The following is a 15,786-nucleotide window of genomic DNA, read 5'->3' as shown; positions in this document are numbered from 1 at the left end:
TCTTCGTCCTGGATACCGCATCCTTCCCGCGGTGTCTGTTTCCTTCCCGCAGGCGCTGTCCGGTAAGCGGGAAGGAATCGGCCACGCGGGAACCTGGACCTTCGGCCGGGAACACCTAGGCTGGATACATGTCTGGAACGTCGCTGTCGGATCCCGTGGTCCGGGAATTCCTGGCCTCCGGTACCAAGACCGGGCACCTCGGATACACCGCCGCCGATGGCAGGCCCCTGGTGGTCCCGGTCTGGTTCGTCCTTGACGGAGACCGCCTGGCCTTCAACACCGGTGCTACCACCGCGAAAGGTCGTGCGCTCCTGCGCGATCCGCGTGTCGCGATGTCGGTCGACCTGCAGGAACCGCCGTTCGGCTTCGTCCAGGTGCAGGGCCGGGTGGTGGTGACGGAGGACCTCGACGAAGTGCGGCGGATCGCCACGCTGTGCGGTGCGCGATACATGGGTGCCGAACGGGCCGAGGAGTTCGGTGCGCGCAACGGCGTACCGGGTGAACTGGGCGTCTGGATCGAACCGAGCAAGGTCATCGCGGAACTCGATGTCACCGCGTGAGTCCTCAGCGCGATGGACGGCGACGCGGCGTCGTGCCTGGCCCACTGCGCCGTTCGCACCCACGCTGCCGAAACAGTGCTGGGGTTTCATGGTCGGGTCCGCCCTGTTCGCCCTCGGGTCGGCCCCCGGACTCGGGCAGCTCGCCGGCGCCGACGTCGTCAACCTGTGCTATTTCGTCGGCGCCTGGTTCTTCACCGGGGCCGGCTTCATCCAGTTGGTGCGCAGCGCGTCGCCGGCCGAACTGGAGTCATCTCTTCCGGGGTCGGCGGTCCGCGCCGAATGGCTGAGCGCCGCAACCCAATCCGTCGGTACGATCCTGTTCAACATCTCGACGACGAGCGCCCTGTTCGCCCACACGGTTGCCGGTGAGCGCCACCTCGTGTGGTCTCCCGACGCCGGTGGCTCGGTTGCCTTCCTGATCAGCGGCGCGGTCGCCTTCGCCGCGTACTCCCGGTCGACGGGTCACGGTCTCGACTTCGAGGACCGGCGCTGGTGGTCGGTCCTGATGAATTGGGTGGGGTGTGTCGCGTTCGGGGTGTCGGCCGTCGGTGCCTTCGTCAACAAGGACGGGGTGACAGCCGATGCCATCGCCGCCAACGCCGGGACATTCGTGGGCGCGCTCTGCTTTTTCGTGGCGTCTGCGATCGTGCTGCCGGAAACCCGGCACCGCTGATCCGCGTCGCACGGGAGAATGTGACGATGCCGGCCGGGATCTCCGTCGGCGCAACCGGTGCCGCGTTCTCCGCTACCAGCGTCTCCGTGACCACGCACGCAGGATCGGTCGTCGAGATCCCCGGCGCGGTCCCGCAAGTCGCCCGGCGAGCCGAAGTACAGTGTGAGCCGTGCGCTACGGCATCTGCATCCTCCCCGATCTGACCTGGGAACAATCCCGGCCGCGGTGGATTCTGGCCGAGGCGATGGGTTTCGACCACGCCTGGACCTACGACCACCTCGTCTGGGGCGGCCTGCCGGACTCGCTCTGGTCCGGCTGCATGCCGTTGTTGTCGGCGGCCGCCGTGGTCACGAGCACCATCGAACTCGGTGCCTTCGTGGTCTCGCCAAACTTCCGTCACCCGGCGGCGTTTTCGCGCGAGGTCGAGACTCTCGTGGACATCTCGGACGGCCGCTTCCTGTTGGGGCTGGGTGTCGGCGGCACACCGGACGACGCCGTGCTCGGGCAGCCGGAACTGACCGTCGGGCAGCGGGTCGACCGATTCCAGGAGTTCGTCGGACTCCTCGACCGGACATTGAGCGAGGACCACGTCGACGCGGACGGCCGCTACTTCCGCACCCGCGACATGCGCCTGGGACGTGGACCGGTACGAGACCGGGTGCCTTTCCTGCTCGCCGGCAACGGTCCACGCTCGGTGCGGTTCGCCGCCCGTCACGGTGACGCGTGGGTGACCACCGGCCAGGCGACGGAGGGCCTCGACGAGTGGTTCGCATCTGTCGGACGGGCCGTCGCCATCGTCGACGAGGAACTGGGTCGGCGACCGGGCCGTCGGATCGACCGATACCTCAGTCTCGAGGCCGCCCCGCGTAACCCGCTCGAGAGTGTCGGCCTGTTCGACGACATGGTCGGCCGCGCAGCCGAACTCGGCTTCACCGACATCATCGTGCCCTGGCCGCGGGACACCGAACCCTACAAGGCGTCGATGGACGTTCTCGAGGCGATCGCGGAGCGCGGGCTGGGTCAGAGCCGGTAGACCCGGAACGGGCCGCGCGACGAATCGCGCGGCCCGATCGATCAGCGCCGACTTCCTCCCGGGAGGTGTCAGGGTGATGACGTTCGTCGCATCAGTTGCCCGGTGCCTCTTCGGCGGTGACCCCGGCGACCGCCGGCTCCGGGGCCGGGTAGCCCACGGGTTCACCCGTGGCGTCGACCGCGATGTCGGTGGTGGTGTGAGCGGTGAGTGCCGCACCGTAGATCAGATGGGTGGGAACGACTTTCATGCCCAGCCAGTAGACCGCCAGGCCGAGGCCGGCGCCGATGAACCAGGTGAAGCTGGCCTGGTAGGCGGTGCCGAAGATGACGACACAGATCGGCAGGATGGAGGCGACGATGGTCGACGCGACCGCCACCGGATTCCATCCGTTGCGGTACCAGTAAGCGCCTTCCGGCTTCATGGTGAACAGGTCGTCGACGACGATCTTCTGCTTCTTGACCAGATAGAAATCGGCGATCAGGATGCCGAACAGCGGACCGATCACGGCGCCGAGCGTGTCCATCGTGTAATGGATCGCGGTCGGGTTGTTGAAGAGGTTCCACGGGGTGATCAGGACCGAGCCGACCGCGGCGATCATGCCGCCGGTTCGCCAGCTGATCCTGGTAGGGGCCACATTCGAGAAGTCGAAGGCGGGGGACACGAAGTTGGCGACGATGTTGATGCCGATCGTGGCGATGGCGAAGGTCAGCACACCGAGCACCGCGGCGGTGGTGTTGTCGATCTTGTCGACGATGTGGACCGGGTCGGTGATGATGTTGCCGTCCGCGTCCTTGCCGATGACCGTCACCGCCGCCGAGACCGTGCACACGACGAGCAGCGAGAAGAACAGGAAGTTGACCGGCAGGCCCCAGAAGTTGCCCTTCTTGACCTCGCCGAAACTCTTTCCGTAACGGGAGAAGTCGCCGAAGTTGAGCATCGGTCCGGAGAAGTAGGAGACCACGAGCGCGAACGCGCTGATCATCATCGTGATCGACGACCATCCGGTGAGGCCGTCGCCGACCGAGAGGTCGAGGCTCACGTTGCTCCAGCCCGCCTTGACGATCAGATAGCCGGCGAGCGCGATCATCACGACATAGACAGCGGGACCGCAGAAGTCGATGAACTTGCGGATGGTGTCCATGCCGTTCCAGAAGACGAAGGCCTGCAGGACCCACATCAGGAGGAAACCGGCCCAGCCGAGCAGCGACAGTCCCAGGAAGCCGTGCTGGTCGACGTCACCCCACGGTTCGAGGCCCGGCCAGAACTTCAGCGCGAGCAATCCGAATGCGACCGAGGCGAGATAGGTCTGGATGCCGTACCAGACGACCGCGATCGCGCCGCGGATGATCGCCGGGATGTTGGCGCCCTTGACACCGAAGGACACCCGCGTCGTCACCGGGTACGGGACCCCCGCGATCTGAGACGGTTTGGCGACGAGGTTGCAGAGGATGTTGACGGCGACGATGCCCACCAGCAGGGCGACGAGGACCTGCCACGCGGCGATCCCCAGCGCGAAGAGGCTGCCGGCGAAGACGTAGCCGCCGACGCTGTGCACGTCGGACATCCAGAACGCGAAGATGTTGTACCAGGTCCACTTCTGTTCCTTCAGCGGTGCGAGATCGGTGTTGGTGAGTCGTTCGTCGTAGCTTGCCTTGATGACGCTCTCGCCCGCGGCGCCGTGATGCGACTGGGCCGCCTCGGCAGGGGTCGGTGTGGACATGTGTTCTCCCGGTTCGTCTCTCAGCGTGGAAACCCGCTCTCAGGTGCGGAAATGCTGATGGGACAAAAGTAGGAACGGTTTGTTACCTGACGATGAACGCGCAAATATATTCCGCTGGGCACATCGACGGGTGCCCGATTCGACGGTCCTGGGACGGGTCAATCGTGGCGGACGTCGAGGAGATCGGCCGCTTCGACGATCGCGCTCTCGAGTCGCTGGTGGTGCCGGCGTGCGACCTCGAGAACCGCCGGGGTGTCGCGGTCGGCGAAGGCATCGAGGAGGTCTTCGTGGTCGGTGTTGAGTGCGGCCTGGGTCTCTGAGGTCACCGCCCGCATCATCTGGAAGGGTTCGGTGAGGTTCCAGGTCGCCTCGAACATGTTGAGCAGTCGCGGCATCGCGCACGGGGTGGTGAGGGCGCGGTGGAACTCGCGGGACACGTCATGGAATGCCTTGCCGTCGTTGTACTTCACCGCGACGAGGAGCTCGGCGTGACGGTCCCGGGCGATCTGCAGTGCGGACTCGTCGATGAGCTCGACCGATCGGGCGAGAGCGGCCTGTTCGAGGGTTCCACGGACGAAGTAGATCTCGCGGAGCTCGTCGGTGGACGGCTGGCTGACGTGGTACCCGGCGTTGGGTCGATGGACGACGAGACCCTCACCGACAAGGGTCTTCAGCGCTTCGCGCACGGGTATCGGACTGACCTGGAAGGCGTCGGCGATCTCGGCGGGCGGGATCTGGGTTCCCGGAGGTGCACCACCGGACAGGATCAGCCGACGGAGTTCCTCGAGTACGTTGGCGCGCTCGTTGCCGGTTCGGGTGTCCGCGAGCTGCGCGATCAACCGGTCGGTCATCCGCCGGTTCACCGCATCACCCCGGGCCGCGTCGGGTACTTGGCGATCCACTCGGCGACGGCCTCGGTCAGTCGATGCTGATTGCTGCGCTTGACGATCTCGTGGCCCTCGTCGTCGAACATCAGCATCTCGGCGACCGCACCACGTGCCTGCAGCTCGGCGACGATCTGCTGTGACTCGCTGACCGGGACGTTGGTGTCGTGCGCGCCGTGTACGACGAGCAGGGGTGCGCGCACGTCGTCGATGCGGTGGATGGGGGAGAGGTCGGCGAGTAGCTCGCGATCCGATTCGGGGTGCCCGTATTTGGTGTAGGCGGCGACGGCGATCCACGGTTCGGTGTTGCGGAAGAACGACTCGAGGTCACTCATGCCGCAGATGGCGATACCGGCCGCGAACAGGTCGGGGTGGAAGGTCAGGCAGGCCAGGGTCAGGTAGCCCCCGTAGGAGCGGCCCGAGCAGTACACCGCGTCCGGATCGGCGATCCCCAGGCGGCACAGCAGTTCCGCGCAGTCCGCGGCGTCGTCGATGCCGGCATACCGGCCGTAGCGATCGTCTGCGTGGGAGAAGAGTCGGCCGTAACCCGACGAGCCACGGACGTTGGGGGCGAAGACCGTGATCCCGGCATCGACGAGCGGGCCGAAGAGGAACTGGTAGTCAGGTCGGGTTTGTCCCTCGGGGCCGCCGTGGAAGTAGAGCAGCGTCGGGCCGGGTCGCTCGTCGCGGGTTTTCTTCGCGGCCCGATACAGAAAACCCGACAGCGGCATGCCATCCCGCGCGAAGAACTCCACGAGCTCGGGGCGGAGAAGGCTCGATGGACCCTCACCGGTGACGACGTCGTCCCGCACCGGCGTCACCCTCCGGTTCGCGACGTCGATCAGGTGGACGAGCGGAGAGTGCTGCGGGCTCGACACGGTCACCGACACCACCGATCCCGCCGCACTGATCGAGAGATCATGGGCGACCTCGCCGGGGAGCTCGACCGGCGGATGCAGCGTCTGATCGGGGAGGGTGAGGATCTGCAACTCGCTGCGGCCCTTGACGTTCCACAACAGGGCGACGGTCGACTGATCGTGGCTGACGGCGAACTCGTCGAGCCCGATGTCGACGCGTTGCGCCATCACCCGGAAGCGGACGCCGAACTTGCTCACCTCGACGCCGAGGAGCCGGGGGAACTTCGCGTCGAAGTCGCTGCGCACCAGCGCCTGGACGCTGTCGAGGTCGCGGATGGGTTCGTTCGGCGCGGGGACGAAGACAAGTGACGTGTGATCGAAACCCTGGTCGAGCACATAACCCTGGTCGGTGACCGCGCCAGGATCCTGGGGGAGCAGCGGCGTCATCGTGACCTCGTCGTCGGGCGAGTCGGGACGGCGCCGGATCAGGAGCATGTCGTGATAACCGCGCGGGCCGACGCGGACGAGGGTCGCACCCTTCCAGGAGTCGATCAGTTCGCTGCCGACGCGCAGGTCGAGGGTACGGGGGGTCTGGGTGCCGGGGTGGACGCGCAACGCATGCGTGGTGCCGTCGTGGTCGATCGCGGTGAGCAGGACCCAGTCGGTGTCCCAGCCGACGAGGCGGACGGTCCCGTAGGACCGGCCGTCCGGGCGGGTGGCCGCGATCCGGTGCGCGGTGTCGTCGTCGGGGTCGGTGGTGACCACCCAGACCTGGTGGTGCTCACCGCCGCTCGGTGCGATCTCGACGGCCAGCCAGCGGCTGTCGGTGGAGTGCACGATCTTTCGGACCGGACCGGTGGACCGCAGCTTGACCCAGCGCAGGTCGCCGACCCCGTCCCGGGACAGGGATCGTTGCGCCGCACGGGGGTACCCGTTGCCGTCGTCGACGATGTAGGCGAACGCACTCCCGTCGGGTGAGAGGGAGGCGCCGTATGTCTTCCAACCGCGGTCGTCGAAACGCAGAGCGGTCACCGGCGGGCGTTCGCTTCCATCGTCTGGAGCCACATCTCGATGAGCGCGACCTGCCAGAGTTCGTTCCCGTCGAGGCGCGTGCGGATGCCGTTGGGGTCGCCGAAGAGCTTGTCGAGCGCCTCGGGTCGGTAGAGGCCGCGGTCGACGGCGGACTGCGACCGGAGGGTGTCGTTGACGAGGTCGAGGACCCCGCCGGTCAGGTGGCGGATGCCGGGCACCGGGAAGTAACCCTTGGTCCGGTCGATCACCGCCGACGGCAGGAGCGTCCGGCTCGCCTCCTTGAGAACACCCTTGCCGCCGTGCGCGAGTTTGAGCTCGGCCGGGCAGGTGGCGGCGAGTTCGACGAACTCGTGGTCGAGGAAGGGCACTCGGGCCTCGAGACCCCACGCCATCGTCATCGTGTCGACGCGCTTGACCGGGTCATCGACGAGCATGACGGTGGTGTCGAGCCGCAGCGCCGCGTCGACCGAGGTGTCGGCGCCCGGAGCCGACTGGTGTGCTTGGGCGAAGGCGAAACTGGGGTCGTAGCCGGACTCGAGGAGGTACTCGTCGGCGAGGATGCTGCGGATGTCGGCGTCGTCGCGGTCGAAGAAGACGTTCGCGTAGGCGCGGGTCGTGTCCTGGCGCGGCACACCGCGCAGCGGCGGATACCAGCTGTAGCCGCCCAGGATCTCGTCGGCGCCCTGCCCGGACTGGACCACCTTGATGGACTTGCTGACCTCCTGTGACAGGAGATAGAAGGCCACGCAGTCGTGACTGACCATCGGCTCGCCCATCGCGGCGACGGTGTCGGGGATCGCGGGCAGCAACCGGTCGGTACCGATGTGGATCTTGTGATGATCCGTCGCGAAAGTGTCGGCGATCAGGTCGGAGTAGGCGTACTCGTCGCCGGATTCGCCTGCCGCCGAGTCGAATCCGATGCTGAAGGTGGCCAGGTCGGTCTGTCCCTGCTCGGCGAGCAGAGCCACGACGAGCGACGAGTCGACGCCGCCGGACAGGAGCACGCCGACCGGGACGTCGGCGACCATGCGGCGCTTCACCGAGGTGCGTAGGGAGTCCAGGAGCTCGGCATGCCATCGCTGCTCGTCCCAGTCGGCGCGATCGGGGTGGGCCTCGAAGCTCGGCTCCCAGTACTTCCGTTCGGTGCGTCGACCATCGGGATGGACGACCATGACGGTGGCCGGGGGCAGCTTGCGGATGCCGTTGTAGATGGTGTGCGGGGCCGGGACCACCGCGTGGAAGCTGAAATAGTGATGCAGCGCAACACGATCGATCGAGGTGTCCACGTCACCGGCACGGAGGAGTGCCTGTACCGATGATGCGAACCGTAGACGTCCCGGGGTGTCGGCGAGATAGAGCGGCTTGATCCCGAGGCGGTCGCGGCCGAGGGTCACCACGCCGGTGTCGGTGTCGACGATCGCGAAGGCGAACATACCGATGAAGTGGTCCACGCAGTCGGGACCCCAGGCGTGGAAGGCCTTGAGGATCACCTCGCTGTCGGCGTGGGAGAAGAAGGAGTAACCCTTCGCCTCGAGTTCGGCCCGCAGCTCGTGATGGTTGTAGATGCAACCGTTGAAGACGAGCGCCAGTCCCAGGACCGGGTCGATCATCGGTTGGCTGCCCTTCTCGGACAGGTCGATGATCTTCAGGCGCCGATGTCCGAGAGCGACAGACCCTTTCGCGAAGACGCCGCTCCCGTCGGGCCCGCGGCGCGTCATCTCGCAGGTCATCGCGTCGACTGTCGAGACGTCGGGCACGCTACCGTCGAAACGGATCTCGCCGCAGATTCCGCACATGATCTCTGTCCTCCTGCTCGGTGGCGCCTGTCGGTCGGTTCCCCGTCGATACCGTCCCTCTTCGATACTGCCGCACTCCAGGGCCGGGCCCCGGGGTTCTTGCCCCGCTCCGGCAGGAGTGGCGTCGACGGCGGGACCTTCTCCACCCTATGAGCATCGTTGCCGGGAGGCAGGCCGAGACGATATCGCGGGATCAGCCCGGCACGCAGGTGAGCTGTGGCTACGATCGCCGCGAGGCGGAGGGAGAAAACATGTTCACACAGGTCAAGCATCGTGTCGGAGCCATCGTCGGCTTCATCGTCGGTGCGGTGCTCGCGGCGGTGGCCGGCGTGGTGCCTGCCCCGGCATCGGCGGCCCCGCAGGGGTATGCGCCGGGTCCGGGATGCGCGTGGCAGTTGATGTCGAACAGCACTGACCTCAATGTCGCCTTCCCCGACGCCAACGCGACCTACTGGATACTGCCGTATGCGCTCGGCCCGGGGGATTCGATCCGCCTGTCGGGGACCTTCCCGGCTGCCCGGTACTTCTCGCTCAACACCTACGGCACCGATCTCGACACGGTCGACACGCTGCGTGACAACCAGATCCGGCCTGATGCGGGCAGCATCAACCCCTTCGCTGCGCCGGTCCGCATGCCGCCGCCGTCCAAGCGCACATGGCGCGCGACTGTCGTGCCCGGCGCCGCCGACCACTCGCGCAACGAGATTCGCGGGCTCCCCGCCGGTGGGCAGAACGTGCCGGTCGGCTTCCTCATCGTCCGGATCTACGTCCCCGACGATCCGAAATCCCCGAATGGCGGCGTCACCCTGCCGAACGTGACCTTCTCGATCGCCGGGCAGTCCGTCCCTGTCGCGCCGTGCGCGCAGCCGTTCAACCCGCGGAACTACAACGGACCGATCGCGCAGGCGCTCACCAGGGTGTTCGACGATGCGATCGGCAACGCCGCATCGGGGTCGTTCCCCGGCGACGCCGCCGAGGCCACCTTCGTCAATCCAGCGAGCACCTCGGGTCTGTTCCCCAACGGTGACAACAAGTACATCGGCTCGCTGCTCACCTACCGACCCGGCCGCGTCGCGGTGATCCGCGGCAAGGCGCCGAGCTTCCCGAACAGCCGTGCGGGGCAGTCGCCGGCCACCCCGGGCGAACAGCTCCGATACTGGTCGATGTGCCAGAACGACAAGGTGACGCCCTACCCGGTCGTCGCCTGCGCGGCCGACTACGCGACCCGGATCGACGCCGACGGCTATTACACCTATGTGGTCGCGGCGCCGTCGGACCTGACCGCACAGGTGGCCGGCTCCGACCTCACCGTCATCCCGTGGGGCAGCACGTCGGTGTCGAAGGTGGTGTTCCTCCGCAACATGCTGCCGTCGGCGGGCTTCTATCCGAACAGCGTGCAGGCGTCGCAGGCGACCAAGTCCGACCCGGCGTCGACGATGGGTCCTTACTATCCGCGCGCGACCTACTGCGCGGCGGAGACGGTGCGCACCGCCGGATGGCAGGCCTGCTACCGCTGACTACTTGGGGGGCGACCCTGGCAATGAACCCTGCGCCGCTCGCACGTTGGACCCGACCGGGTTGTGGATGGCCACGTCGACGTGGCTCAGGGGGCGGATATGCTTCCCACTCGTGACACAGGGGGACAGAGCAAAGAATGTTGCGGTCGATCTCGGGGAGCTCGCAGCGGCGGCACAGTTGACCGGGGTCTGGACCGAAGACTGCGCTGACCGGTTCAGTACCGCCGGCAGACGGATGAACGACAGTCTCAGCGGCTGGGCCGGTACTTCAGGTGCAGCGATGGAAAAGATCACGACCCGCTGGGTTGAAGCCAATCGCCGGCTCGTCGAGCACGTGGGAACCCTCTCAGGCGGACTGCAACTCGCGCACTACGAACTGTCGTCCGCTGATCGCGAAAGTGCCGACCGGATCGAGCGCCCCAAACTGCTGAACCTGAACTGACACGTGGTCACTGTTCCAGACATCGACAGGTGGGATGCAGAGCAGGTTCGCGAGGTGTTCCGTCAGACGGAAGCGAACATCCAGAACTGCGACACAATGGTCACACGGTTCGCGAATCTGGCGGTCTTCGAAACCTGGTCCGGGGATTCCGCGGACGCCGCGGGTTCCCGTGTGGCGACGGCGGTGAATGACTTCACGAACTTCCGCAACGAATCCGCTCTTATAGGTATGGCCGCTCGTCAGGCTGAGGCTGCGGAGTCCATCGATGAAGTCAAGCGACGATTGGAAGCAGTTCGCGAAGGAGCGCGGCAACTGGGACTGACCGTCACCGAGGCGGGGACGATCGACGGACCCACCCCGTCGCCTTCGGACACCACTTTTCCGCTCTTCGAAGTGCTGGCGTTCCTCTCGATGAAGGAAGATCTGCAGGAGCAGCTCTCTCAGCTACTCGCCGACGCCGCTCAAGTCGATCAGGACCTGGCAGCCGTCATCGAGGCAGCAGATGGCGACTTGCCCGTCACCGACGTCGATCCGATCACGGGAACCAGCAGTATCTCGAGGCGAGCCAATCAGACAAAGGTGTTCGAAGACCGGTTCGATCGGCCTCCATCGACGCCGAGCGAGTGGAAGCTTGCGGAAGCCATGGACCCGAACACCTACGATCCTCGGTACAAGGGAACGGACTCTGCCGTCGTCGTGAAGTCGATAGACAAGGTTCCGGGCGGAGGTCTCGTGCGTGTGAACGCATTCATCCCACGTGACAACGTCCACAACATCCCGCACGACAACGCCGGCGACAGCAGGGGATTCGATGGGAGCGCGGGCGCTGAGGACTGCAGGGTATCCATCTACATCGACTACGACAATGGCGTTGTCGTGATGCGTCAGAACCCGTCGGTCGAAATACCGTCTGGGGCTGTGAAGGTCGGTAGCCCCACCCTCGGTGTGGCGCAGGATGGAGAGCGCGTGCAGGTGACCTTCGAAGCGAAGGATCCGTTCATGCCCTTCTACGACCAGGAAGTAGGAAAGTGGGCTTCGAGCACGGTCGGGGCCAGCGTGCGAGGAACCTTGGTCGCAGAGCCATACGACGGTATGGAGCCAAGATTGGAAGGCCAGCTCACCAACTACCCAGCCTGGGAGGTCTACGCCGACTCCGACTCCGGAGTTCCGACGCAGGTCTACGGACACATGCCGGACCCGACCGACCCGTGGGGACCCCTGAGGCACCTGCCGGGGCACCACGACGTGAAGGTAGGCGGCAATTGATCGGACGATGGTTCCGCCCGTACTCGCTCAGGCTCGCGGTCATCTGCCTGCCGCTGAGTTACTTGGTCTTCGTTGCGGCCTTCTGGGGATGGACCTACTGTGCCGCCGCCGAGACCGCCACGACGAGCGCCGCCGATGGGCTGGTTGTTGTCTCTGCCTGGTACGGCATGTCCTTCTACGTCTGGGCGCCGCTGCTGTGGTTCCTCGTCTCGTTGGTGGGGGTCCTGATCGGGCAGTTGCGAGCGCGGAGACGTCGAGCGGAAGCCGTTACCTAGGCGTCACCCAGGTGGTGATGTCGCAGTGGACCACCTCGACGCCCTTGGTGTCGGTGATGCTGACCGACACCGTGACGTCCGTGCCCTCGGTGAGGGTGGCGAAGTCGATCGGCTCGGCCAGGCGGGCCTCGGCGATGAGTCGAGTGGTGGCCTTAGCCAGGTACTGAGTCTCCATCGCCTTCGGGATCCAGCGGTGCGACGTCGGGGTCGTCGCCTCCATCAGCACGCCCATCGCGGCCTCGGCCAGGTTGCACGCGGCAATCGCGTGGAAGGTGCCGATGTGGTTGTGGACCCCGAACCAGTTGGGGGCGGTGACCTTGGCGAAACCGGGCTCCATCTCCTGGACCAGAGGGAAGACGGTCCCGAAGTAAGGGGCCTTGGCGACCAGGCCGACCGAGAACAGGACGTTTCCGAGAGTGTTGTCGGGAAGCTTCTTGCGCAGGGCGTAGGTGGAACCGATAGCAGCCATGCGCGTATCTTACTCACGAGTCAGTTGAGCGGTCCGGGGGTGTGACGAGGTCGGATTTGAATCGGCACCCGTCTCTGTTGCATACTTGTCGGGTTGCCTTGACCGGCAGACGCACGTCGCACTCTGTGCCGACACCGCCGATGTGGTCAGGTGAATGACTCCCAGGCCCGGTTTACGGGGACTGGCGTGTAACGCGTGCTCCGAATCAGGTTCACGGACTCGACACGCCCGACCGCGGGTGCCGGAGCAAACCGGTTCGTTCCAGAGACGAGCCAACGTACAACGACAGATGAACAGCGTCGATTGCCGAATCTCACACGGCGGTCATGTGCTCAGCCGGCGAGAGCCTGCCCCTGGTCACGCGGTGTTTGTCTGTCGAGAACAACTGACGGAAGAGGACACAGCGTGGCGGGACAGAAGATCCGCATCAGGCTCAAGGCCTACGACCACGAGGCGATCGACGCTTCGGCGCGCAAGATCGTGGAGACCGTGACCCGTACGGGTGCACGTGTCGTTGGCCCGGTGCCGTTGCCCACCGAGAAGAACGTGTACTGCGTCATCCGTTCGCCGCATAAGTACAAGGACAGCCGCGAACATTTCGAGATGCGTACCCACAAGCGACTCATCGACATCCTCGACCCGACCCCGAAGACGGTCGACGCGCTCATGCGCATCGACCTGCCGGCCAGTGTCGACGTCAACATCCAGTAGGACGGGGGCGAGATAAATCATGAGTAACCAGAGTTCATCCAAGGGCATCCTGGGCACCAAGCTCGGCATGACCCAGGTTTTCGACGAGAACAACCGCGTCGTTCCGGTCACGGTCATCCAGGCCGGCCCGAACGTGATCACCCAGCTCCGTACGCAGGATCGTGACGGCTACACCGCCGTCCAGATCGCCTACGGCGCCATCGATCCCCGCAAGGTGACCAAGCCGGTCGCCGGCCAGTACGAGAAGGCCGGGGTCACCCCGCGCCGCCACCTGGCCGAGATCCGCGTCAACGACGTCAGCGAGTTCGAGATCGGTCAGGAACTGACCGCCGAGATCTTCGCCGACGGCGCGCTGGTCGACGTCACCGGCACCTCGAAGGGCAAGGGTTTCGCCGGCGTCATGAAGCGCCACGGCTTCGCCGGTCTGGGCGCCAGCCACGGCGCTCACCGCGTGCACCGCGCACCGGGCTCGATCGGTGGCTGCGCCACCCCGGGTCGCGTGTTCAAGGGCATGCGGATGGCCGGTCGTATGGGTAACGACAAGGTGACCACGCAGAACCTCACCGTCCACAAGGTGGACGCCGAGGCCGGCCTGCTGCTGATCAAGGGAGCGATCCCGGGTCGCAAGGGCGGCATCGTGGTGGTCCGCGACGCAGTGAAGGGTGGTGCGAAGTAGTGAGCACCGAGACCACGACCAAGTTGACGCTGGACGTCAAGACCGCCGACGGCAAGACCAACGGAACCGTTGACCTGCCGGCCGCGCTGTTCGACGCTCCCGCAAACATCGCGCTGATGCACCAGGTCGTCGTGGCCCAGCAGGCCGCGGCTCGCCAGGGCACGCACTCCACCAAGACCCGCGGCGAAGTCCGCGGTGGTGGCGCCAAGCCGTACCGCCAGAAGGGCACCGGCCGTGCGCGTCAGGGTTCGACCCGTGCACCGCAGTTCACCGGTGGTGGCACCGTCCACGGCCCGCAGCCGCGTGACTACAGCCAGCGCACCCCCAAGAAGATGAAGGCCGCCGCCCTGCGCGGTGCCCTGAGCGATCGCGCTCGCAACGAGCGCATCCACGTGATCACCGAACTGGTTGCGGGGCAGGCCCCCTCGACCAAGTCGGCTCGCGATTTCCTGGAGAGCCTCTCCGATCGTCGCAAGTTCCTGGTCGTTCTCGGCCGTGAGGACCTGACGGCGTGGAAGAGCGTGGCGAACCTGGAGAACGTGCTCCCGATCGCGCCCGATCAGCTCAACACCTACGACGTCCTGGATTCGGACGAGGTGGTGTTCAGCGTCGAGACGCTCAATGCCTTCATCGAGCAGAACACGGCGGATGCCAAGGCTGCCGTCGAGAAGACAGCAGAGGAGGCCTGACATGACGACCGTTGCCGATCCGCGCGACATCATCCTGGCGCCCGTGATCTCCGAGAAGTCCTACGGACTCATGGAGGACAACGTGTACACCTTCCTGGTGCACCCGGAGTCCAACAAGACCGAGATCAAGATCGCGATCGAGAAGATCTTCGGTGTGAAGGTTGCCAGCGTCAACACGGCGAACCGACAGGGCAAGCGCAAGCGGACCCGCTCCGGCTACGGCCAGCGCAAGTCGACCAAGCGCGCCATCGTGTCGCTGACCGCAGACAGCAAGCCCATCGAGATCTTCGGAGGCTCGGTCAGCTGACCGGGGCTCCCAGAGAAGGACTAGATACTCATGGCTATTCGTAAGTACAAGCCGACGACCCCGGGTCGTCGTGGGGCCAGCGGCTCCGACTTCGCCGAGGTCACCCGTGACCATCCGGAGAAGTCGCTGGTGCGTCCGCTGCACGGGCGCGGTGGCCGTAACGCTCACGGCCGCATCACCACTCGTCACAAGGGTGGCGGCCACAAGCGTGCCTACCGTCTGATCGACTTCCGTCGTAACGACAAGGACGGCATCAACGCCAAGGTCGCTCACATCGAGTACGACCCCAACCGCACCGCGCGCATCGCGCTGCTGCACTACGTCGACGGCGAGAAGCGCTACATCATCGCGCCGAAGAACCTGAAGCAGGGCGACATCGTCGAGAGCGGTCCGGCCGCCGACATCAAGCCCGGCAACAACCTGCCGCTGCGCAACATCCCGACCGGTACCCAGGTCCACGCCGTGGAGCTGCGCCCGGGCGGTGGCGCCAAGATGGCACGTAGCGCCGGCGCGTCGATCCAGCTGCTCGGCAAGGAAGGCACCTACGCCACGCTGCGTATGCCTTCCGGCGAGATCCGTCGTGTCGACGTGCGCTGCCGCGCAACCGTCGGCGAGGTGGGCAACGCCGAGCAGAGCAACATCAACTGGGGCAAGGCCGGCCGTATGCGCTGGAAGGGCAAGCGCCCGACCGTCCGCGGTGTCGTCATGAACCCGGTTGACCACCCGCATGGTGGTGGTGAGGGCAAGACCTCCGGTGGTCGCCACCCGGTCTCGCCGTGGGGTAAGCCCGAGGGCCGTACCCGCAAGAACAAGGCCAGCGACAAGCTGATCGTCCGTCGCCGTCGCACCGGCAAGAACAAGCGATAACAGGAGGAGGTA

The 15,786-nt window shown here is 66.0% G+C and carries 17 protein-coding genes; 12 read left to right on the top strand and 5 right to left on the bottom strand.

Annotated features, from left to right (window positions below):
- The first annotated feature begins 128 nt into the window (after window positions 1–128).
- The 3 genes from PWF70_RS19025 to PWF70_RS19015 all read left to right on the top strand — a co-directional run bounded on the left by PWF70_RS19025 (window position 129) and on the right by PWF70_RS19015 (window position 2,266).
- Window positions 129–560, top strand: a complete 432-nt coding sequence (locus PWF70_RS19025; protein ID WP_279939719.1) for a PPOX class F420-dependent oxidoreductase — start codon at window positions 129–131, stop codon at window positions 558–560.
- The gene (locus PWF70_RS19020) at window positions 547–1,233 is read left to right on the top strand and encodes a hypothetical protein (RefSeq protein WP_483154512.1); all 687 of its coding nucleotides are present in this window, start codon (window positions 547–549) and stop codon (window positions 1,231–1,233) included. The genes PWF70_RS19025 and PWF70_RS19020 overlap by 14 nt, the downstream gene beginning before the upstream one ends.
- Window positions 1,234–1,402: 169 nt before the next feature.
- The gene (locus tag PWF70_RS19015) at window positions 1,403–2,266 is read left to right on the top strand and encodes an LLM class flavin-dependent oxidoreductase (RefSeq protein WP_279939721.1); all 864 of its coding nucleotides are present in this window, start codon (window positions 1,403–1,405) and stop codon (window positions 2,264–2,266) included.
- 91 nt (window positions 2,267–2,357) lie between these two features.
- On the opposite strand, the gene PWF70_RS19010 is transcribed toward PWF70_RS19015, so the two are convergent.
- From PWF70_RS19010 to PWF70_RS18995, 4 genes are all read right to left on the bottom strand, one after another.
- Window positions 2,358–3,986: an NCS1 family nucleobase:cation symporter-1 gene (locus tag PWF70_RS19010; RefSeq protein ID WP_280088730.1), complete on the bottom strand. Its 1,629-nt coding sequence runs from the start codon at window positions 3,984–3,986 to the stop codon at window positions 2,358–2,360.
- 158 nt (window positions 3,987–4,144) lie between these two features.
- Complete coding sequence (locus PWF70_RS19005) at window positions 4,145–4,837, bottom strand: GntR family transcriptional regulator (protein WP_279939723.1); 693 nt, start codon at window positions 4,835–4,837, stop codon at window positions 4,145–4,147.
- 8 nt (window positions 4,838–4,845) lie between these two features.
- The gene (locus PWF70_RS19000) at window positions 4,846–6,759 is read right to left on the bottom strand and encodes a S9 family peptidase (protein ID WP_279939724.1); all 1,914 of its coding nucleotides are present in this window, start codon (window positions 6,757–6,759) and stop codon (window positions 4,846–4,848) included.
- The gene (locus PWF70_RS18995; protein WP_279939725.1) at window positions 6,756–8,555 is read right to left on the bottom strand and encodes an N-acetylglutaminylglutamine amidotransferase; all 1,800 of its coding nucleotides are present in this window, start codon (window positions 8,553–8,555) and stop codon (window positions 6,756–6,758) included. The genes PWF70_RS19000 and PWF70_RS18995 overlap by 4 nt, the downstream gene beginning before the upstream one ends.
- 251 nt (window positions 8,556–8,806) lie before the next feature.
- On the opposite strand from PWF70_RS18995, the gene PWF70_RS18990 reads away from it, so the two are divergent.
- The 4 genes from PWF70_RS18990 (at window position 8,807) to PWF70_RS18975 (ending at window position 12,055) form a co-directional block, all read left to right on the top strand.
- Window positions 8,807–10,072, top strand: coding sequence for a hypothetical protein (locus PWF70_RS18990; protein ID WP_155829518.1), 1,266 nt, complete (start codon window positions 8,807–8,809; stop codon window positions 10,070–10,072).
- A 112-nt stretch (window positions 10,073–10,184) separates the two neighbouring features.
- A complete protein-coding gene (locus PWF70_RS18985; protein WP_139319580.1) occupies window positions 10,185–10,514 on the top strand; it encodes a hypothetical protein in 330 nt (109 codons plus the stop codon).
- 3 nt (window positions 10,515–10,517) lie between these two features.
- Window positions 10,518–11,780, top strand: a complete 1,263-nt coding sequence (locus tag PWF70_RS18980) for an Rv0964c family protein (protein WP_035753580.1) — start codon at window positions 10,518–10,520, stop codon at window positions 11,778–11,780.
- Complete coding sequence (locus tag PWF70_RS18975) at window positions 11,777–12,055, top strand: hypothetical protein (protein ID WP_035753582.1); 279 nt, start codon at window positions 11,777–11,779, stop codon at window positions 12,053–12,055. The genes PWF70_RS18980 and PWF70_RS18975 overlap by 4 nt, the downstream gene beginning before the upstream one ends.
- Here the strand turns inward: PWF70_RS18975 and PWF70_RS18970 are convergent.
- Window positions 12,048–12,524 (bottom strand): hotdog fold domain-containing protein, encoded by a 477-nt coding sequence (locus tag PWF70_RS18970; protein WP_035753584.1) that lies wholly within the window; start codon window positions 12,522–12,524, stop codon window positions 12,048–12,050. The two genes, PWF70_RS18975 and PWF70_RS18970, sit on opposite strands and share 8 nt — an antisense overlap.
- Window positions 12,525–12,929: 405 nt before the next feature.
- On the opposite strand from PWF70_RS18970, the gene rpsJ reads away from it, so the two are divergent.
- The 5 genes from rpsJ to rplB are packed head-to-tail and all read left to right on the top strand — an operon-like array spanning window position 12,930 to window position 15,774.
- A complete protein-coding gene (rpsJ, locus tag PWF70_RS18965) occupies window positions 12,930–13,235 on the top strand; it encodes a 30S ribosomal protein S10 (protein ID WP_003938093.1) in 306 nt (101 codons plus the stop codon).
- A gap of 19 nt (window positions 13,236–13,254) precedes the next feature.
- Complete coding sequence (gene rplC, locus PWF70_RS18960) at window positions 13,255–13,911, top strand: 50S ribosomal protein L3 (protein WP_035753586.1); 657 nt, start codon at window positions 13,255–13,257, stop codon at window positions 13,909–13,911.
- The gene (rplD, locus tag PWF70_RS18955; protein ID WP_035753588.1) at window positions 13,911–14,600 is read left to right on the top strand and encodes a 50S ribosomal protein L4; all 690 of its coding nucleotides are present in this window, start codon (window positions 13,911–13,913) and stop codon (window positions 14,598–14,600) included. The genes rplC and rplD overlap by 1 nt, the downstream gene beginning before the upstream one ends.
- Before the next feature lies 1 nt (window position 14,601).
- The gene (gene rplW, locus PWF70_RS18950) at window positions 14,602–14,907 is read left to right on the top strand and encodes a 50S ribosomal protein L23 (RefSeq protein ID WP_005194638.1); all 306 of its coding nucleotides are present in this window, start codon (window positions 14,602–14,604) and stop codon (window positions 14,905–14,907) included.
- 30 nt (window positions 14,908–14,937) lie between these two features.
- Window positions 14,938–15,774: a 50S ribosomal protein L2 gene (gene rplB / locus PWF70_RS18945; protein WP_035753589.1), complete on the top strand. Its 837-nt coding sequence runs from the start codon at window positions 14,938–14,940 to the stop codon at window positions 15,772–15,774.
- Window positions 15,775–15,786: the final 12 nt, after the last annotated feature.

The organism is Gordonia sp. Swx-4, from assembly GCF_030316175.1.
GTDB classification, from domain to species: domain Bacteria; phylum Actinomycetota; class Actinomycetes; order Mycobacteriales; family Mycobacteriaceae; genus Gordonia; species Gordonia alkanivorans.
The sequence above is the reverse complement of the archived record's forward strand: the minus strand, read 5'-3'. Positions and strand labels throughout refer to the sequence as shown.